Genomic DNA, 603 nt, shown 5'->3' on the forward strand with positions numbered 1-603 from the left:
TACATGCTGTCGACCGTCGCCATCATGGGCAACGTCCCGCACGACCAGCTGGTCGACTCCACCGCGCCGTTCTCCGACGCGCTCAACAACATGTTCGGCGGCAGCGCGTGGGGCGGCGTGATGGCCGCGATGGCGATCATCTCCGGCATCGGCGCGCTCAACGGCTGGACGATGCTGGTCGCCGAGATGCCGTTCGCGGCGGCCCGCGACGGGATGTTCCCGAAGGCGTTCACCAAGACGCGCAACGGCGTCCCCTACGTCGGCATCATCGTCGGCACCGTCCTGACCATCATCGTCATGGCGATGAACTACCTGTGGTCCGAGGACGCCTTCGAGGACATCCTCCTGCTCGCCACGGTCACCACGGTCATCCCGTACATGTTCTCCGCGGCCGCCCAGCTGTTCTGGCTCGTCACCCGGGAGAAGCCGGTCAGCCGCGGGTCTTTGGCGAGGGACCTCACGGTCGCGATCGTCGGCTTCGCGTTCACGCTGTGGATGGTCTACGGCTCCGGCGCGGACGCCGTCCTGAAGAGCCTGATCCTGCTGCTGGTCGGCATCCCGGTCTACATCTGGGTCAAGGCGTCCCGCGGCGAATACGGCCCC

The 603-nt window shown here is 66.8% G+C and carries 1 protein-coding gene; it reads left to right on the plus strand.

What is annotated here, in order from left to right:
* Positions 1-603, plus strand: a 603-nt coding sequence (locus QI554_RS43320; RefSeq protein ID WP_281478978.1) for an amino acid permease, incomplete at both ends; no start/stop codon positions are given.

Origin of the sequence: Yinghuangia seranimata, from assembly GCF_029953285.1 — a bacterium.
Classification (GTDB): Bacteria; Actinomycetota; Actinomycetes; order Streptomycetales; family Streptomycetaceae; genus Yinghuangia; species Yinghuangia seranimata.